General features: G+C 40.8%; 20 protein-coding genes. 17 read left to right on the top strand and 3 right to left on the bottom strand.

Annotated features, from left to right (window positions below; translation table 11 throughout):
* The 3 genes from HP439_RS10225 to nadD all read left to right on the top strand — a co-directional run.
* A partial coding sequence (locus tag HP439_RS10225) for a YicC family protein (RefSeq protein ID WP_172390240.1) occupies positions 1–663 on the top strand: 663 nt, incomplete at its 5' end.
* A 2-nt stretch (positions 664–665) separates the two neighbouring features.
* Entirely contained in the window at positions 666–1,235 is a 570-nt protein-coding gene (gene gmk, locus HP439_RS10220; protein ID WP_172390239.1) for a guanylate kinase, read from the top strand.
* Between the two features lie 5 nt (positions 1,236–1,240).
* Positions 1,241–1,819: a nicotinate (nicotinamide) nucleotide adenylyltransferase gene (gene nadD, locus HP439_RS10215; protein ID WP_172390238.1), complete on the top strand. Its 579-nt coding sequence runs from the start codon at positions 1,241–1,243 to the stop codon at positions 1,817–1,819.
* A 401-nt stretch (positions 1,820–2,220) separates the two neighbouring features.
* On the opposite strand, the gene HP439_RS10210 is transcribed toward nadD, so the two are convergent.
* Positions 2,221–2,991, bottom strand: coding sequence for an SDR family oxidoreductase (locus HP439_RS10210; RefSeq protein ID WP_172390237.1), 771 nt, complete (start codon positions 2,989–2,991; stop codon positions 2,221–2,223).
* 70 nt (positions 2,992–3,061) lie between these two features.
* Positions 3,062–3,910 carry a 5-dehydro-4-deoxy-D-glucuronate isomerase gene (gene kduI / locus HP439_RS10205; RefSeq protein ID WP_172390236.1) on the bottom strand — a complete coding sequence of 283 codons (849 nt, stop codon included), beginning with the start codon at positions 3,908–3,910 and terminating at the stop codon, positions 3,062–3,064.
* A gap of 180 nt (positions 3,911–4,090) precedes the next feature.
* On the opposite strand from kduI, the gene HP439_RS10200 reads away from it, so the two are divergent.
* The 9 genes from HP439_RS10200 (at position 4,091) to HP439_RS10160 (ending at position 12,683) form a co-directional block, all read left to right on the top strand.
* Complete coding sequence (locus HP439_RS10200) at positions 4,091–4,279, top strand: CsbD family protein (protein WP_172390235.1); 189 nt, start codon at positions 4,091–4,093, stop codon at positions 4,277–4,279.
* Positions 4,280–4,414: 135 nt separating this feature from the next.
* The gene (surE, locus tag HP439_RS10195) at positions 4,415–5,200 is read left to right on the top strand and encodes a 5'/3'-nucleotidase SurE (protein ID WP_172390234.1); all 786 of its coding nucleotides are present in this window, start codon (positions 4,415–4,417) and stop codon (positions 5,198–5,200) included.
* Positions 5,190–5,456 (top strand): hypothetical protein, encoded by a 267-nt coding sequence (locus HP439_RS10190; protein WP_172390233.1) that lies wholly within the window; start codon positions 5,190–5,192, stop codon positions 5,454–5,456. Before surE ends, HP439_RS10190 begins: the two co-directional genes overlap by 11 nt.
* 56 nt (positions 5,457–5,512) lie before the next feature.
* Positions 5,513–6,397 (top strand): menaquinone biosynthesis family protein, encoded by an 885-nt coding sequence (locus tag HP439_RS10185; RefSeq protein WP_172390232.1) that lies wholly within the window; start codon positions 5,513–5,515, stop codon positions 6,395–6,397.
* Positions 6,398–6,617: 220 nt separating this feature from the next.
* Positions 6,618–9,920 carry a preprotein translocase subunit SecA gene (gene secA / locus HP439_RS10180; RefSeq protein WP_172390231.1) on the top strand — a complete coding sequence of 1,101 codons (3,303 nt, stop codon included), beginning with the start codon at positions 6,618–6,620 and terminating at the stop codon, positions 9,918–9,920.
* Positions 9,921–9,935: 15 nt separating this feature from the next.
* On the top strand, positions 9,936–10,388 hold the full coding sequence (locus tag HP439_RS10175) for an SPOR domain-containing protein (RefSeq protein WP_172390230.1): 453 nt from the start codon (positions 9,936–9,938) through the stop codon (positions 10,386–10,388).
* Between the two features lie 6 nt (positions 10,389–10,394).
* Positions 10,395–11,582: a M20 metallopeptidase family protein gene (locus tag HP439_RS10170; protein ID WP_172390229.1), complete on the top strand. Its 1,188-nt coding sequence runs from the start codon at positions 10,395–10,397 to the stop codon at positions 11,580–11,582.
* Between the two features lie 52 nt (positions 11,583–11,634).
* A complete protein-coding gene (locus tag HP439_RS10165) occupies positions 11,635–12,201 on the top strand; it encodes a hypothetical protein (protein WP_172390228.1) in 567 nt (188 codons plus the stop codon).
* The gene (locus HP439_RS10160) at positions 12,198–12,683 is read left to right on the top strand and encodes a GNAT family N-acetyltransferase (protein WP_172390227.1); all 486 of its coding nucleotides are present in this window, start codon (positions 12,198–12,200) and stop codon (positions 12,681–12,683) included. Before HP439_RS10165 ends, HP439_RS10160 begins: the two co-directional genes overlap by 4 nt.
* Here the strand turns inward: HP439_RS10160 and HP439_RS10155 are convergent.
* Positions 12,680–13,990, bottom strand: coding sequence for a M20/M25/M40 family metallo-hydrolase (locus tag HP439_RS10155; RefSeq protein WP_216657818.1), 1,311 nt, complete (start codon positions 13,988–13,990; stop codon positions 12,680–12,682). The two genes, HP439_RS10160 and HP439_RS10155, sit on opposite strands and share 4 nt — an antisense overlap.
* Positions 13,991–14,092: 102 nt before the next feature.
* Here HP439_RS10155 and HP439_RS10150 point away from each other — a divergent pair, with 102 nt between their 5' ends.
* The 5 genes from HP439_RS10150 to HP439_RS10135 all read left to right on the top strand — a co-directional run.
* A complete protein-coding gene (locus HP439_RS10150) occupies positions 14,093–14,407 on the top strand; it encodes a rhodanese-like domain-containing protein (RefSeq protein WP_172390225.1) in 315 nt (104 codons plus the stop codon).
* A 357-nt stretch (positions 14,408–14,764) separates the two neighbouring features.
* Entirely contained in the window at positions 14,765–16,189 is a 1,425-nt protein-coding gene (locus tag HP439_RS10145) for a Glu/Leu/Phe/Val family dehydrogenase (protein WP_172390224.1), read from the top strand.
* Positions 16,190–16,261: 72 nt separating this feature from the next.
* Positions 16,262–16,564: a hypothetical protein gene (locus HP439_RS10140; RefSeq protein WP_246229327.1), complete on the top strand. Its 303-nt coding sequence runs from the start codon at positions 16,262–16,264 to the stop codon at positions 16,562–16,564.
* Between the two features lie 2 nt (positions 16,565–16,566).
* Positions 16,567–16,779 carry a DUF6358 family protein gene (locus HP439_RS19755; RefSeq protein WP_425501346.1) on the top strand — a complete coding sequence of 71 codons (213 nt, stop codon included), beginning with the start codon at positions 16,567–16,569 and terminating at the stop codon, positions 16,777–16,779.
* Positions 16,780–17,279: 500 nt separating this feature from the next.
* On the top strand, positions 17,280–19,123 hold a 1,844-nt coding region (locus tag HP439_RS10135), incomplete at its 3' end, for a TonB-dependent receptor (protein WP_172390223.1).

Genomic DNA, 19,123 nt, shown 5'->3' with positions numbered 1-19,123 from the left:
GATCAAACCGCGAAAGCGTCTACGATCAACGGGAAGCTTTTAAAACAATACTATAAACAACTTAAAGAGATATCTGAACAACTAGGCGAATCAGATAATAACCTTTTTCAGTTGGCTTTAAATATGCCCGAAGTCGTGTCTTCGAAGGAAGAAGCTATTGATGAAACGGAAGGGAAAATATTAATGGACGCGTTCTACCTTGCGATAGAACATTTTACACAATTTCGCCAAGATGAGGGGAACACCCTGAAGGGAGATTTGGAGAATCGCGTAAATTTGATTTTATCATATCTTACTGAGGTAGAGTCCGTAGAAGGAAACCGTATACCATTAATTAGGGAGCGAATAGGCCATTATTTAGAAGAGACCGTTGGTAAAGAAAAGGTGGATATGAATCGCTTCGAACAAGAAATCATATTTTACATTGACAAATTAGATATTACCGAGGAAAAGGTTCGTTTAAGATCTCATTGTCAATATTTTATTACGGCACTTAATGGAACAGATTCTAGCGGAAAAAAACTAGGTTTTATATCTCAAGAGATGGGTCGTGAAATAAATACGCTAGGTTCTAAAGCAAACGATGCGAATATCCAACAGATTGTCGTTCGTATGAAAGAAGAGTTGGAAAAGGTAAAGGAGCAATTGCTTAACGTTTTATAGGAATGAGTGGTAAATTAATAATATTTTCTGCACCTTCAGGAGCAGGCAAGACAACTATAGTCAAAAAATTACTAGCTAATCATAGCGATAAAATAGCGTTCTCTATTTCTGCAAGTACACGGAACCCTCGTGAAGGGGAAATAGATGGGAAAGATTACTATTTTATCAGTTCGGAGGACTTTTTGCACAAAATCGCGAAACAGGAATTTATTGAATTTGAAGAGGTTTACGCAGGGACGTATTATGGCACGCTCCGGAATGAAGTGGAGCGGATTTGGGCAGAAGGAAAATCAGTCATATTTGATATTGACGTGATAGGAGGTTTGCGGTTAAAATCTAAATTTCCAGAACAAGCCTTAGCAATTTTTGTTAACCCGCCTTCTCTGGAGGTGTTAAAGGAAAGACTACGGGGCCGTGGAACCGATTCAGAAGAAAAGCTACAAGAGCGGTTCACTAAAGCCGAACAGGAACTTAGTTATGCTAACAAATTTGACGTCGTATTGAATAATTATGACTTAGATACCGCATGTGCGGAGGCAGAATCGTTGGTACTAAATTTTTTGAATAAATAAGTGGTATGGCGAGCGTTGGTCTTTTCTTTGGTTCATTTAATCCTATTCATATTGGTCATTTAATCATAGCGAACTATATGGTTAATTATACGGATCTGGACCAGATTTGGTTTGTCATATCGCCACAAAATCCTTTTAAAAAGAAGCAAAGTCTTGGAAACATGTATGATCGGCTCGAGATGGTTAACCTAGCCATCGAAGGAGAAGATAAACTTCGCGCGTCGGATATTGAATTTGGACTTCCTCAACCATCCTATACGATAGATACACTACAATATCTGCAAGAAAAATATCCCAACAAAGATTTTACCCTTATTATGGGAGAAGATAATTTACAAGGATTTAGTAAGTGGAAGAACGCTGATATCATTCTTCGTGATTATAAGATCATCGTTTATCCCCGGCCTGGGTATAGCGGCGGGGAACTTGAAAACCATCCGTCAATCACCATTACACAAACGCCGGTAATGGAACTTTCTTCTACTTTTTTGCGAAAGGCAATTAAAGAAGGAAAAAATATTCGATACTATACCCCGGACAAGGTGCTTGAATTTATCGATAAAAAAGGCCTGTACTCCGAGTAATGAATAGGCGATATTGTTCACCAACCCCCAAACATTTTCTTTTATTTTTCTAGTCAGAATTTTCTATGTATTCTAAACAGGTATTGGCTGGGCGAGTATATGGGCGATGCCAATTTCTAAGCAAAAAACATGGAAACAAGGAGAGACGTTATTAAAAAAGCTTCATTGTTGGGCGGTTCTACTGCACTGCTTAATTTTGACCGGAGTCGATACCCAAGCCAAATTATTTGTTGGGCGCAACGGATGAAATTTTGCGTTGTGCCGGTTATATAGAAACAGGGAGCGCAAGCCAGAGCGATCCTTTAATGGGTGGTATCCTCTAAAACGAAACTTGTTTTTATATGAAACGCCAAAAGGCCAAAAAACACTTTGGCGTTCCAAATTGTTATTCTGCGTTATGATTATCGCCCCATCCATCCGCCGTCTACGGTGAGGATGGTGCCATGTACATAATCCGAGGCTTGAGAAGCTAAAAAGACTGCTGGTCCTTTAAAATCTTCTGGTTCACCCCAACGCGCCGCAGGAATTCTCGAAAGGATCGACTGAGAGCGTTCGCTGTCTTCGCGTAAGGCTTCAGTATTATCTGTCGCAATATATCCTGGTGCAATGGCATTTACATTTACCCCTTTGCTAGCCCACTCATTTGCAAAAGCTTTTGTTAAAGACCCTATTGCTCCTTTCGATGCGGCATACCCAGGAACGTTTATTCCTCCTTGGAATGTAAGTAAAGAAGCTGTGAAAACGACCTTTCCTGTTCCACGTGAAAGCATTTCTTTCCCGATTTCCCTTGTTAAAATAAATTGTGCGTTCTGATTAATCTCGATAATGTTATCCCAATATTCATCAGGATGTTCGGCAGCGGGTTTACGAAGAATATTCCCAGCATTGTTAAACAGAATGTCAATCACCGGGTGATCATTTTTTACTTTTTTAATAAACGCGTATAAGGATTCGCGATTCGCGAAATCACATTGATATGCATAAAATTTACGACCGATCGCTTCGACCGACTGTGCAACTTTAGAATTTTCTAATTCTAGGGTTGCCGAGACGCCGATAATATCGGCACCGGCCTCTGCTAGCGCTTCTGCTAGTGCTTTTCCGATCCCTCGCTTGCAGCCCGTAACAAGAGCAAGTTTACCTGTAAGGTCGAATTTATTTAGTACAGACATATTTTATTTTTAAAGCGGTATTCAATAGTTGTTGGCCGCATGATGTAAAACGTTTAATGGTTGCTCGGATTTACTTAAGCTCGGTAATTGGACATTTATCCATATCATCGTAGTCAAGGTTTTCACCAGCCATGCCCCATATGAAGGTATAGTTGCTTGTTCCTGCTCCAGCATGAATTGACCAAGGGGGTGATATGACTGCTTGTTCATTTTGTATCCATATGTGACGTGTCTCGTCGGTTGGTCCCATGAAGTGCGAAACGGATTGTCCTTGTGGAACGTCAAAATAGAAATATACTTCCATCCTTCTGTCGTGAGTATGTGCTGGCATGGTGTTCCATACTGATCCCGGCTTAAGTTCCGTCATGCCCATTTGTAATTGACAGGTTTGAATTACCGTGTTAAGTAACATTTGGTTTATGGTGCGATGATTCGCCGTTTCTAGGCTTCCCAATTCTATCTTGTTTGCTTCATTTTTGGTGACTCGCTTTGTGGGATAGCTCTGGTGCGCAGGTGTAGAGTTTAGATAAAACTTGGCCGGACTAGAGGCTTCATTGCTGCTGAAATAAACATTTTTGGCACCTTTTCCGACATATAGCGCTTCTTTATGGGCAATTTCGTAAACGCTTCCATCTACTTCGATTTTTCCATCGCCCCCAACGTTTATGATGCCTAATTCACGACGTGAAAGGAAATAAGGTTCTTTTAATAGCTCCTCGATGGTTTCGAGCTGGAGACGTCCCGATACGGGCATAGCACCTCCTGCTATATAGCGGTCATAGTGTGTATAGACAAAATGGATTTTATCGGGTTCAAAAACCGTATTAATCAAAAAGTTTTCACGAAGTCCTTTTGTATCTAACGATTTTGTTTCCTTAGGGCCGATCGCATAGCGGCTTTCGAAAATTGTATGGCTCATAATATAAAAATAACAAAAATTGAAAATAAGCCTAAGTTAGGGCTTATTTTCTTCATACGGTAGTCTAATCTTCGAAATCGTTGCCGGAGGCTTAAAGTGGGTTTAAACCCATTTTTTTAATTGTCTGAAACAAAACGGGCCGAGGCGTGTTCTATAATTAAGAACAAAAAAAGGAACGAAATGGATAAATTAGATTTAAAAGGAAAATGGAATGAACTCAAAGGCCGAGTTAAACAAGAATATGCAGATTTTACTGATGATGATTTGAAATATGAAGAAGGTAAGGACGATGAGTTATTAGGTAAATTGCAGCAGAAATTAGGAAAGACCAGGGAAGAAGTTGTTACTTGGTTGAAAGGCTTAGGCTAGAATCCTAATGAAGCTAGAGAAGGCGTTGGAGATTATCCAACGCCTTTTTTCTGTTAATAGCCAGTGAAAAAGAGATCCGGTATGAATAGCCCGTGGTTGTTGTACAATTTGTCTTCTTTTTCCTAAATTCGCAATATGGCAAACAAAAGACCTACTATTCTCGTTGTAAACGACGATGGTATAACGGCACCAGGAATTAAAGTGCTTTTAGAAGAAATGCAAAAGATCGGCGAGGTGGTGGTTGTGGCGCCTGACAGCCCGCAGTCTGGAATGGGACACGCAATAACAATCGGTAAGCCCTTACGCTTGGACAAGGTCGATATTTATCCCGGAGTGCAGATGTATCAATGTTCAGGCACACCGGTCGATTGTGTTAAGTTGGCTGTTCACAAAATTTTCAAAGGAAAGAAGCCGGATTTATGTGTTTCAGGAATTAATCATGGTTTGAATTACTCGATAAATGTCCTTTATTCGGGGACGATGTCCGCAGCCGTAGAGGGTGCTATTGAAGGGATACCATCGATTGGTTTTTCGCTTGATGATTTCAGCCACGACGCAGATTTTACGCATTGCCGATCCTATGTTCGAGCTATTGCTGAGCAGGTGCTTGCCAACGGGCTGCAAAAAGCTACTTTATTAAACGTGAATTTTCCAAACCGCTCCAAAGACATTAAAGGGATTAAAGTATGCCGCCAAGCTACTGCAAAATGGTTTGAGGAGTTCGAAGAGCGTGAAGACCCATATAAACGCCCTTATTTTTGGATGACCGGAAAATTTAAGCTTCTAGACAAGGGCGAGGACACAGATACGTTTGCAATTGAGAATGGTTATGTTTCGATTGTGCCAACGCAGTTTGACATGACAGCGCACCACACGATTACAGAGCTAAACAGCTGGAACTTTACCGTAAATGAGAAATAATTTTTTTCTTGGTCTTGTTGTGGGGCTATGTGCACCTATTGTTGCTTTTGGGCTAACTGAATATAGTTTAATAGGAAGCGATATTTTACCGAGGCAGCCGCTCTTTCTTTACGCATTGGCTGCGGGGATAAACTTGTTGTTGGTTCGTGTTTTTTATAGGAATCAACCACCGCGAGATAAAATCGCTAAAGGAATCTTGAGTGTAACATTTCTAGCGATGCTCGTATTTTTATATGTATACAAAATCGATATGTGACGCGTTTGTAAGACATTTGTATACTAGATTTCAACGCGTGCGAATAAAAACAAAAAATGAGACTGAAAATAGGATTTTCACCCTGTCCAAATGATACGTTTATTTTTGATGCGTTAATTCATCATAAAGTCGATACGTTGGGGCTTGAGTTCGATGTGCAATATGAGGATGTGGAGACTTTAAATCATAAAGCGTTCAAAGGAGAATTAGATATAACAAAATTGAGCTATCATGCTTTTGCATATGCAACGGAAGAATATGAGTTGCTCGATGCAGGAAGCGCGCTTGGTTTCGGCGTGGGGCCGCTGTTAATTACTAAGGATCCAGCTATCGCTGAACGATTGAGGCGTATTATAGAAGAAGGGGATTTGTTATTAGAAAGCGACAAAAGTTTGAAAATAGGAATTCCAGGCAAATACACCACAGCAAATTTTCTTTTGGGATTAGCATTGCCTGCGCTTCATGAGAAGCATGAGGTTCTTTTTTCTGAAATTGAAAATGCACTCCTTGAGGGTAGTATTGATATCGGACTAATTATCCATGAAAACCGTTTTACCTATGCGCAAAAGGGGCTGTATAAAATTGTGGATCTTGGTGATTATTGGGAGAAAACAACAGGATGTCCAATACCTCTGGGAGGAATCGTCGTGAAGAGAAACCTCGATCAATCCGTCAAACTGAAAATAAACAACCTGATTCGCGAAAGTGTGGAATTTGCCTTTGCAAATCCAAAATCGGGGCTCGAATATATCCGTTCACATGCCCAGGAGATGGAAGAAGAGGTGATGTATAAGCATATCGATTTATATGTAAATAAATATTCAGTAGACTTGGCCGGCGAAGGGAGAGCTGCAATCCAGCAGATGTTTGATAAAGCGGTGTCACGAGGGATCATTCCTAATTCAGGGAAGAACCTATTTCTAACAGATCGTAATGAGTAGAGCTAACCCGCTATAAATGGAATCAACTCTTGCGAAATCTTGTTGAATATCAATATTATATAAAACGTGAAAACAGGCGTTAAACTTTTTGAAAAAATAATGTTCATTCCTGTTAGTTATCACATCAAATAATTAAATTTGCCCGATTAGTGCCAATTTGTCTGCAAATCTGAATTGGAGTCATTATTGCACTCAGGTAACACGGAGATAAAAATATATTATGTTAAAATTTTTAAGTAAGCTTTTTGGCAGCAAGTCGGAAAGGGATATTAAGTCAATTCAGCCTCTAGTAGAGAAGATAAAAGAAGAATATGAAAAGCTTTCATCGCTATCCAATGATGAGCTTCGAGGTAAAACTATAAGTTTTAAAGAACGAATTAAAGAATACTTATCTGAAATTGACACAGAGATCTCGGCCCTAAAGGCAGAAGCCGAAAATACTGATGTAGAGATGTCAACAAAGACGGAAATATATGAGAAGATTGATAAGCTTACTAAAGATCGAGATAAAAAATTAGAAGAAATTCTTGCCGAAATCCTTCCTGAGGGTTTTGCTGTTGTAAAAGAAACCGCTCGGCGTCTTTCAGAAAATAAGGAACTAGAGGTAACGGCGACAGATTTTGACCGAGAGATCGCCTCTCGCAAACCAAACGTAACGATCAATGGCGAGAAAGCGCTTTGGAAAAATACATGGATAGCTGCAGGAACTGAAGTGACCTGGAATATGGTACATTACGATGTGCAGCTTGTTGGTGGTATTGTGTTGCACCAAGGTAAGATCGCAGAGATGTCAACTGGGGAAGGTAAAACACTTGTTGGTACTTTGCCAACCTACCTGAACGCGTTAACAGGACAAGGCGTTCATATTGTAACGGTAAACGATTATCTTGCCCGTCGTGACTCGGAGTGGAATGGTCCTCTTTTCGAGTTTCATGGCTTAAGCGTTGACTGCATTGACAAGCATCAGCCAAACTCTGCTCAACGTAGAAAAGCCTATCTATCGGATATTGTTTACGGTACAAACAATGAATTCGGTTTTGACTATTTACGTGATAACATGACACAAACCCCTGATGCCATGGTACAACGCAAGTTGCATTATGCTATGATTGACGAGGTTGACTCCGTATTAATTGACGACGCGCGGACTCCTTTAATTATCTCCGGCCCGATTCCGCGTGGCGACCAACATGAATTCTATCAGTTAAAACCACGGATCGAACGCCTGGTTAATGCGCAAAAAGCATATATAAACACGGTCTTTAATGAGGCCAAAAAGGCAATAAATGCGGGCGATAACGACGTAGAAAAAGGGTTGATGGCCCTACTACGCGCTTATCGTGGTCTTCCAAAAAACAAAGCCCTTATTAAATTCTTGTCCGAAGGCAATCACAGACAACTTCTTCAGAAAGTTGAAAACCACTATATGGCGGAACAAAACCGAAATATGCCTAAGGTAGATGCTGAGTTATTTTTTGTAATTGATGAGAAAAACAATCAGGTAGAGCTTACTGACAAAGGAATCGAACTTATTACTGCTTCTGGTGAAGATCCTACGTTTTTCATTATGCCTGATGTGGGATCTGAAATTGCAGACATCGAAAATTCAGAAGCGCCGGTTGAAGAGAAAGCGCAGAAGAAAGAAGAACTTTTACGTGATTACGCGATTAAATCGGAGCGTATTCATTCGATAAATCAGCTTTTAAAAGCATACACATTATTTGAAATTGATGATCAGTACATCGTTGATGAGGGTAAGGTAAAGATTGTCGATGAGCAGACCGGTCGTATCATGGATGGTCGTCGTTACTCGGACGGTCTGCATCAAGCGATTGAAGCAAAAGAAAATGTTAAAGTAGAAGATGCGACGCAAACTTATGCGACCATTACCTTGCAGAATTATTTCCGTATGTATCATAAGTTATCTGGGATGACTGGTACGGCGTCTACGGAGGCGGGTGAATTATGGGAAATTTATAAGTTAGATGTCGTTGATATTCCAACGAATAGACCAATACAACGTGACGATCGTCAAGATTTCATTTACAGAACGGCACGCGAAAAATATAATGCTGTAGCTGCGGAGATTCAGAAGCTCACCGAAGAAGGGCGGCCAGTGCTTGTCGGTACGACCTCTGTGGAGATTTCAGAATTGTTAAGCCGGATGTTGAAACTCCGGGGCATTAAACATAACGTACTGAATGCAAAACTACACCAGAAAGAAGCGGATATTGTTGCGGAGGCTGGGCGTCCAGGACAAGTAACTATTGCAACCAATATGGCGGGGCGTGGTACGGATATTAAATTGTCGCAAGAAGTTATCGCCGCCGGAGGTCTCGCTATCATCGGTACGGAACGTCATGAGTCTCGCCGTGTTGATAGACAGCTACGGGGTCGTGCCGGACGTCAAGGAGATCCGGGATCGTCGCAATTCTTTGTTTCCTTAGAGGATAACTTAATGCGATTATTTGCTTCGGAACGTATCTCTAATATTATGGTGAAAATGGGCGTTGAGGAAGGGGAGGTGATGCAACATAGCATGCTCACTAAATCAATTGAACGCGCACAACGTAAAGTAGAGGAAAACAACTTTGGAATTCGTAAGCGTCTTTTAGAATACGATGACGTAATGAATTCTCAGCGTACAGTAATTTATACAAAACGTAAGAATGCTTTATTTGGCGAACGTTTAGACGTAGACTTAAACAACAGTATTTATGACGTCGTGGAAGACGTTGTCCTTGAAGCTAAAGAGGGAGGAAGCTATGAAGAGTTTCAGATTGAAATCATTCGTATTTTCGCACTTAATCCAGAAGTCACAAAAGAAGAGTTTGCTAGTACGAGTGCAATAAACTTAACAGATCGGCTATTCGACCAGGTGATTACCGCGTATCATGCTAAAGCAGAGCATATTGCACGTCAAACTTTACCTGTATTGACAAATGTACTAGCAGAGCGTGGAGCAATGATTGAAAATGTAGTGGTACCGTTTTCTGATGGAATTCGTGGCATACAAGTTGCGACTAATCTTCAAAAAGCGGTTGAGTCGAACGGTAAAGAGGTTTTTAGATCTTTCGAGAAAGGTATCGTGTTAGCACTTATCGATGATGCGTGGAAAGAACACCTTCGCGAGATGGATGATTTGAAACAATCGGTACAGAACGCTGTTTACGAACAAAAGGATCCGATTATCATTTATAAAATGGAGGCATATGACCTGTTTAAAAGCATGCTAGCTTCTATGAACAAAGATGTTGTAAGTTTCCTATTTAAGGGGGATATTCCAGGACAACAACAACCGCAAAATGTTCAGGCAGCACGTCCGATACCGGCACAACCGGCACAAGTGAAAGCCACCAAAGCAGAGTTGGCTTCTCCAACAGGGGTGTCTGAGGAGGATCATGATACACGTGAACAGCAGGTAACACAGCCTATTCGCAAAGAACAATCCGTAGGTCGTAATGATGATTGCCCTTGTGGATCTGGCCTGAAGTACAAAAACTGTCACGGAAAGAACGGTTAGTAAATTTAAGGTACGATGTTAAAAAAAGGATTGATACTTGGGGCTTTTCTACTTATTATATCACAGTTAAGCCGCGCACAGACAGGATTGGTTGATGTTCAAAAGGACACATTGATCAATCTTCTGCAGGAATTCAGAGCGGAAAATGGTATCAATCCAACAACTGCGCGTCTGATGAGCCTTAGCTCAAAGGTGGCAGATAAAAAAAATGCTACCCGCGTGAAGAAGCGAGGATTTCGCGTGCAAATTTTTTCAGGAACAAATAGGAATGACGCCTACGCCACTCAGACAAGGTTTCAAAGATCTTATAAGGACATTAGTAGCTATGTGACTTACAGTGAACCTAATTATCGGGTGAAAGTAGGAGATTTCCGTAGCCGCAATGATGCCAATAGCTTTATGAAAGTTTTGCGCTCTCAATACAGCAACGTATTTGTGTTCACAGAAGATATTTGGGTTTATGAATAACCAGCTATGTTAAAAGATAAAGTTCATCAGTTAGCTGAGGCGTATTTTAATGATGTGGTAGAGATGCGTCGACATCTACATCGGAATCCCGAATTATCATTTGAAGAATATCAAACAGCTGCTTTTGTAAAAACGCAGCTCGATAAACTAGGAATACCATATCAGGTCATGGCGAGCACTGGTATTGTCGCCCTACTAAAGGGTGAGCAACGAGGGGACAAAGTTTTAGCTTTAAGAGCTGATATGGATGCTCTACCTATTCAGGAGGTCGAAGGGAGAAGCTATGGGTCACAGAATAGCGGGGTGATGCACGCTTGTGGACACGATGTACATACCTCTTCGCTCTTAGGAGCTGCACGAATACTTCATACCTTGCGTTCCGAGTTTGGTGGAACGATTAAGCTTATCTTTCAACCAGGGGAAGAGAAATTGCCTGGTGGTGCATCGATCATGATTAATGAGGGTGTTCTTCAAAATCCGGAACCAACGGGAATTATCGGCCAGCATGTAATGCCTTTTATTGAAACCGGTAAAGTCGGTTTCCGGTCTGGGAAATATATGGCTTCTTGCGATGAGTTATTTATGACCATTAAAGGAAAAGGTGGTCATGGGGCACACCCGCATCAAAATATAGATCCTATTGCTATTGCGGCGCAGATTATCACAGCTCTGCAACAGATTGTAAGTCGCAATGCAGATCCGCGTACGCCTACAGTGCTCTCTTGGGGGAAAATAATAGGTAACGGAGCGACAAATATTATTCCAGAGCAGGTATATCTAGAGGGAACGTTCCGAACGTTTGATGAAGAGTGGCGAGCTAATGCTCACACCCTAATGATCAAAATGGCTGAAGGGATTGCCCAAAGCATGGGGGCGAGCTGTGACTTTGAAGTACGCAAAGGGTACCCATATTTAGTGAACGAAGCTAAAATTACAGAGTCCGCGCGGAACTGCGCGATAGAGTATCTCGGGGAAGAGAACGTTGAAGAACTTGATATATGGCCTGCAGCGGAAGATTTTTCTTATTATTCGCAAGCAGTTAGCGCGTGTTTTTACCGCTTGGGGACAGGAAATAAATTATTGGGCATAAATTCTGCTGTACACACTCCTACTTTCGACATTGACGAAAAAGCTCTCCTTACAAGTATCGGTTTAATGGCTTTCATCACGCTGCGTCAGCTTGGTGTCGAGTAGCGTTTAATAAGCTGAGAGTTCCAAGATTATCTCCTAATAATTTCAACAGGCTATGTCTTCTCATCATATCGTACGTGAAAATCAAGAACCAGCACTTATTGTCGACTCGATTAATGATCTGTCGGAGGAATATATTGGGCAGCTGCTTGAATGGAGCCCTACTATTTTTGTCAGCGAGCAAGCGTTGAATTATTTTTTACAACGGGATATAAAAGTTGATTTTTTGATCAGCAACAATCCCCAAGTGCAACCATTACAACAAGATATAAAGGTCCTTCCGTTAGAAAAAGGAATTATCACCGATGCCCTAGAATATTTGTGCAGTAATGATTATAAAGCCGCGAATATCATTTCTTCGATCATACCGAAAAATATAGAGGAGTACTGCCAGAGGATAAACCTTGTCGTTTTTTCTGAGCAGCGTAAATATGTTTGTGTTTGTGAAAAGTATGAAAAGTGGCAGATCAAGGGAGCAAAGATTTTTGTGGACCATAATGCTATAGTATCGATGAAGGGCCTCAAAACCGTCGGCGAGAGTGTGCTGGAGTCGATAGACGAAGGATTTTTTTCGCTTATCTTGGAATCGGGTAAATATATAACAATAGGGGAAGAGATATGATAGAAATCCACGAATGTGTAGAAGGGGATCTTACAACAGTTCGGGAGCTAGCGGAACGGAGCTGGTGGAATGGATATAAAGATGTTTTAAGCCCTGAGCAGATCACTTTCATGCTGGAAAACATTTATTCTATTAATGCGCTCGAAGAAGCGATGATGTCGGGTCAAATATTTTATATCCTATCGCAAAACACGATTCCGGTGGGCTTTATGTCCGTAAAAACATCTATTGACATGCTACGCATAGAGAAGCTATATCTGGTTCCTCAGGTCCAGGGACAGGGATTAGGTAAGGTGTTGATCGATCATGCAGCGAGTATTTGTCGTCGTTGTGGCCTTCATACAATGGAGCTCAACGTGAATCGTCAGAATAAAGCATATTTCTTTTATTTAAAGCAAGGGTTTTCTGTACTCAAAGAAGTTGATACACCCTATTATGAGTTTGTGTTAGACGATTATGTGATGCGCAAACATGTTATTTAATCTTTTAATTTTTCGACGCGTGTGGGTGTCTGTTCTCCAGAAATAATTCCTGTGACACCTTTGGCGATTGCCTCTACACTAGATGTTATATTTTTAATATCTAGGGTACTGATTTCATCTTTAACGGTATGATAATACTCATCCTTATCTATCTGAGATGTTGAAAAGGTATGTGCGGGAACGCCTAGCGCTGCTAATACTGCGTTATCACTTCTGTAGAAAAGGTTTTGCTGCGGATAGGGGTCAGGATGAAAATTAAAAGATGTGCCTTTCAACTTATCTTGCATTAAGCTGGCTAGGTTTGAAGCTTGATATCCGGTGACGTAAAGCGAATTGGGGCCAAACTTCGAGTCTTTACCTATCATTTCTATGTTGATCATTGCTATGACTTTGTCCGCATCAATGTTGTTGGAGAAATATTTGGAACCGAACATTCCAATTTCTTCGCCGGTGAAGGCAACGAAAATTAACGTACGTTCGTTTATACTTTGTTGTTTGAAGTATTTGGCAAGGCTAATCATTGCTGTAGTTCCTGAGGCATCATCGTCTGCTCCATTTGCTATGGAGTCCTGGCCGACAGGAGCAATGACGCCGATGTGGTCGTAATGTGCTGAAAAAATAACGTATTCATCGGCTTTGGATTTTCCAGGAACAACAGCAGCAACGTTAAATAGAGGGAAATTTGTGGTGGAATTTTTTCCTTTTATTGTAAAGCTTTTTAGGTCGGCAGGCTTTACCACAAAGACTTTGCTTGGTGTGGCTTGGCTAGATTCTCCTTGAGGCAGTACGTTGTCTTTTGGGAACATTTTCTTGAAACGGGCTAGCATCGGTGCAAATGAAGGATCAACCCAGACAATATTGTCTTCCGGGTTACTACGCACGATTTCACGGAAGCGTTCGGAAAAATTTTCTCCGGACTTTATCTCGAGTTCTTTGATGCCGGACTCTTTTGTCCAAGAGATAGAAGGGGCGTAGCCAATGAATAAAAACTCTTCTAAGCTTAGTTGTCGGCCGTCAATATGAACGGATTGGTTTTCTTGTGCTACCTTGGTTACCTGGAATGTTTGTCTGTAGTTACCCTTCGTATATGGTTGTAATCCTGCATTAGAAAATTCCTCAGCAATAAAATCTGCAGCTTTAGCGATATCCGGACTTAATGTTGCTCGCCCACGCATCTCATCTGATGCCAATGTACTGATAATTCGTTTTATTTCTATGCTGTCGGCAACCTGTGCATGCGAAGAAAAATAAGTTGCCAGGATGAATAAACTTATCAGAAAGTTATAGAATATATTTTTATGTTTCATAGGACGCTCTGTATAAAAATGGGTACAATATTTGACAATCCAACGGATACCTCTACGGTATGGTATTGGTAAAATCATTATATTTGATAAAAGTAAAGAAAAATGAAAGAAGTTACAGTTCTAGATCTGAAAAACATGATGGATCGCAATGAAGAATTTCAGTTGATCGACGTTCGCGAACCTTTCGAATACGAAGTGTCTAACCTGAATGGTCTAAATATACCGTTGGCAGGTATCATTATCGAGCAGGAAAAGATTAAAAAAGATGTTCCTGTTGTCATTCAATGTAGAAGCGGAAAGCGTAGTGCGCAAGCTGTTATGCTGCTTGAGCAACAAGGATTCGACAACCTTTCTAACCTGGAAGGCGGAATACTCGCATGGAAAGAAGAGATTGACCCGGATATGGATGTTTATTAAGCTTCAAATTAGTAGATTATAGGCTCCTGAGAGCACATTTGTTGTGTCTTGCGATCATTTGATATAACCTGATAGTAATTTCTATCGGGTTTTAATTTTTCACCACCCCCCTGCATCTCGACTATATTTAGCGATAGGTATTTCTCTCTTATGGTAGCTATGTAAGTTTCGTGAAAGGATTTTGGTATTTTCATATAAAATTGATTAGGGAAATCGGTTTTTGTTGAACACTTTTGAACAATTTAGGCTTTGAAGCGTTATTCTTCTAAATGTTTTTGACCGACTGTTTTTAGTCTCGATATTGTGTATTTTTACGGAGAATTAAAAACCAATATTAAACGTGTAAACCAAATCCCCATGGCCACAGAAAATACCGAAAACAATAGCTTTTTTCAAAGTGTTCAACGAAATTTTGAAAAAGCAGCTAATCACACAAATTTTGACAGAGGAATTCTAGATCAAATTAAAGCTTGTAATTCGATTCTTCGTATTAAATTTCCCGTGAAGATCGGTGAAAAAATCGAGGTTATTGAAGCTTATCGTGTTCAACATTCTCATCATAAGCTTCCTTGTAAAGGAGGTATCCGGTTTAGCATGGAGGTGGATCAGGAAGAGGTGATGGCTCTGGCCGCATTGATGACTTATAAGTGTGCTATTGTAAATGTGCCCTTCGGAGGCGGTAAAGGAGGTATCAAGATTGACACAAAAAAGTATTCTGTTTTTGAATTGGAGAAGATAACACGACGTTATACCAGCGAACTTTGTAAGAAGAACTTTATCGGACCAGGGATTGATGTTCCGGCACCGGATTATGGTACAAGCGCCCGGGAGATGAGCTGGATCCTAGACACTTATTCTTCCCTTTTTCCGAATGATATAAACGCTCAGGCATGCGTGACGGGTAAACCAATTTCTCAGGGAGGCGTACGAGGCCGGACGGAAGCTACCGGCCTTGGGGTATTTTTCGGTGTACGCGAAGCCTGTTCGTTTAAGGAAGACATGGAGAAGCTGGGCCTTAGTTCCGGAATCGGCGGGAAGCGTGTAATTGTCCAGGGACTGGGAAATGTGGGGTACCACACGGCGAAATATTTTCAGGAAGCGGGCGCGAAGCTTGTCGGTCTTATTGAGTTTGACGGTGCTATATACGATGAAAATGGACTCGACGTGGACGCGGTACAGGCACACCGTAAAACAACAGGAGGTATATTGAATTATCCCGGCGCTGTAAGCTATTCCGACCCCGCGGAAGGCTTAGAGAAGTCTTGTGACATTCTGATCCCGGCTGCATTGGAGAGCGTTATTGATAAGCACAATGCGGATCGTATCCAAGCTAAGATTATAGGAGAGGCCGCTAACGGACCACTCACCACGGAGGCCGACGAGATTCTTCACGCGAAGGGCGTATTGGTGATTCCAGATATATATTTGAATGCCGGGGGTGTTACGGTCTCTTATTTTGAGTGGCTAAAGAACTTGAGTCATGTACGATATGGAAGACTGGAGAAGCGGTTTAGTGAAAATATGTACCAAGAACTTATTGATATTATTGAGTCGACCACTGAAAAACAGGTTTCGAATCTTGAGCGAAAAATGATCTTACGGGGTCCGGATGAAATCGATTTGGTGCACTCCGGTTTGGAAGATACAATGATTGGATCCTACCGAGAGATCCGGGATATTTATGTGGGGCAACAGGGAGTAGAAGATCTTCGAACAGCCGCGTTTGTTTGTGCGATAAACAAAATAGGTGTTGCTTATCAGGAGCTGGGTATTTTTCCATAGCCGTGAAAAGTTTCCAAGGAATTCATTCCGGCCTTTTTGTATAGCGGGATAAAAGATAATGTGTACTTTTGTATGATGAGAAATTTGCAAGATCAGACAGCTCAAGCTTTTTATTTTAGTTTGGGATTTTATATTTTGTCTGTTGTATTGAAGGTTTTGCAATTTTCTTTTGCTGATGTCTTGATCAGTATAGCGCTGTTATTATCACTAATATGGGTCGTATTAGTACTTCGAGAAATTATGATTTCTGGTCGTATTGGTAATTTACAACGTATGGTTTTATTGATTTTTATCATCTTCGGAAATATTCTTGCTGGAATGGTATACTTCTACTTCTTACGGTCGTCTGTTTTAGGGAGACCTAATAAAAAATAATAATGACAAAATTCTTTATTTTAAATGTAGTCTTGAACTTTGCGATAGCATTTATTGTATATAGTGGTATTGTTTCCTACCAAATGGGAAATCAAACTATATTATTTATCGCGATCGCGCTTTTAGTTGTACTTATATATCTGAAGGTCGTAATGCTAAAAATAGTAAAGAAGAACGCAACAAACAATAAAACAGTGAAGAAAGGGAAAAAATAACCTGTAACTCTATAACCTTCGTGCTCCGTTAGATTCTTTCTCTAAACAATCATCTTTCTTTATTTCAGATCATGTCTTTACTCGCCGCATGTTTGCAAGACTCTAGTGTTATAACTAGAGGATTTCTATAGTCTGGAATCTCTCCGGTTTCGGATCCCACGCACCTGTCGAGTTTTCCAATTTATATGGTCTGAATTAATAACCTAATTTTTCTGTCAAAACGCACGCGGGGAAACGTTGCGGCTTGATCGCAGTTGAAGAAATATATGTTTGTCAAGGTAAGCATGTGTGTAAGTTTTTGCTTCTCTAGGCGGATTTTGAGCCGGAGTTGACAATGATTATAACCCGATTTTATAGACGCTTTTATTAAAGGTAGACGGAAATTAAATCCAAGCTTAATGATTTCTTAATAACGAGTTTATTGTATAGGAACAGTTGTGTAATATCTTCGTGACCAATTGTAATTAACAAAGTAAAATCATCCTGAACTTAAAACTTTTATGTCAAGAAAAACGTGTTATCTATCACTCCTGTTGTTTCTATTTTACATTCCGCTGCACTCCGTTGGGCAAAGTACGGAAGCTACCATCACAGGTCAGGTGAAAGGGCTTGAGGGCTCGATCAGTGGAACGACTATTACTGTCAGAAACGAATCTACGGGGTTCAACCAGTCGACAGTGACCAATCAAAATGGTGTGTTTACTTTTCAACAACTACCATTAGGGTCTCCATATACTGTTACCGCAAACCACCTCGGTTATACCGAGCAAAAGTTGACGGGATATCGTCTGAATTACGGCGATGAAGTTGTGGTAAACTTTTTGTTGAAAGACAACGCTAATGAACTTGAAGAGGTTGTTGTTCAGGGGTCTGCGCTTCAAAATAAGATAAACTCGCTAGGGTCTTCAACGGCCATCACCGCGAATGAATTAAAGAAAATGCCGGTAAATGGCCGGAATTTCTCCTCACTTATTGATCTATCTCCGATTTCGACTGGAACCAATCTCGGAGGGCAGCGAGCATCTTCCACTAACTTTACAGTAGATGGTATGAATTCAAGAAGTACTGTTGCTGGAGGAAATAGCGGCGGGGCATATTCTATATCGATGGAGGCTATCCGGGAGTTTAAGGTTGTCACAAACGATTATGATGTTACCTACGGTAGAAGTGGAGGAGGCAGTATAACCACTGTTACAAAGTCGGGGACAAATACGTTAACGGGAAGCGCGTTTACATTTGCGAGAACTGGAGGGTTATCGAGTAAATATAATTTAAATGGCACACCAAGAACACAAGAGTTTTCGACCTACCAATATGGATTCTCTTTGGGGGGTCCTATCGTAAAAGATAAAGCACATTTTTTCGTAGCCTGGGATCATCAGGCAGACTCTAGGCCACTCTATATTGCCGATATCCAATCTGCAGCTGATATAGGCCGATACAAAGTAACTCAAGAGTCTTTAGATGAGTTTAGCGGTATTGCTGAGACAAAATACGGTGTAGATCCAAATCGTTTGTTTGGTGCTTTCGACAAAAAGAAAACAACCGATGCTATTTTTGCGCGTATTGACTGGCAATTGAATGATAAAAACCTTTTGACGATCCGGAATAATTTCGTGTCGGACATCGATGACCAACAAGAGGGAGATAATTCGGGGATCAATTCGTTTGAATCTTATGTAAATCGGAAATATATTAACAATAGCTTGATGGCATCTTTGCGTACCTCATTAAGTTCGCGGTTAACGAATGATTTTAAGGTGCAACATTTTTATGAAAGTTCAGAAGTTCAACACAATGTAAGTGGCATAGGCGTAGATCAAAGTATCCCTCGCGTAATCGTGGAAAACGTGCAATCTGTCGATGGTGAGAATGAATATTTCAATAGTATACAGATTGGCGGTCAGCGATTTGCCCCGGAGTGGTTTCATGGCAATATGATTCAGGCGGTTAATAATCTTTATTTCAATACTGAAAAGATTAAGTATACGTTCGGTGCGGATATTATGTATACGCTTATGGATTTCCGTTACGGTAGTGAAATGAATGGCCGTTTTTACTTTACGGGTATGGACAATTTTAGAAATCTCACACCCTATCGGTATGCGCGTGATGTTTACATTTCTGATCAAGAGAATACCAAAGTCAACAATTTAGCTGTTGGGGTATATGGACAAATGGAGGCGAAAATTGCACGCGGATTGAATATGGTAGCTGGTCTCCGTCTTGACAACACCCAATATCTAAAAAAGGCAAATTTTAATCAGACCGTTTATGATGAACTGGGAATTTCAACAGATAACGGGATCAATACATTTCATGTTCAGCCGAGGGTTCAGTTTAC

It is taken from the genome of Sphingobacterium shayense (assembly GCF_013179575.1).
GTDB lineage: Bacteria > Bacteroidota > Bacteroidia > Sphingobacteriales > Sphingobacteriaceae > Sphingobacterium > Sphingobacterium shayense.
This window is presented reverse-complemented; position numbering and strand designations above follow the sequence as displayed.